1 pseudogene is annotated in these 233 nt (G+C 60.9%); it reads left to right on the top strand.

From position 1 onward, the window contains the following. Positions 1-40: 40 nt before the first annotated feature. Positions 41-233: pseudogene (locus tag ADK28_RS00680) on the top strand (type VI secretion system protein TssA); the annotation flags it as partial.

Here is a 233-nt window from a genome sequence, read left to right on the forward strand (position 1 = left end):
TCAGGCCGTTGCGTCAGCAGTGTCGCTGGGGAGGACCGTCATGACATTCCGGCATCCCTGGAGCCCGCGTCTGCTGGCAACGCTGTCTGATGAGCTGACGGTAAGCGCGGTGAGCGCAGACGATCCGTTGTGGGAAAAAACAGAGACCGAACTGGTGAAGCTGGGGTCACTTGCCCACAGTGAGGTCAATCTGGATGCGGTGGCGCTTGACTGCCTGACGCTGCTGGAAACCC

The organism is Serratia sp. 506_PEND, from assembly GCF_001076875.1.
In the GTDB taxonomy this organism is placed as follows: Bacteria; Pseudomonadota; Gammaproteobacteria; order Enterobacterales; family Enterobacteriaceae; genus Serratia; species Serratia marcescens.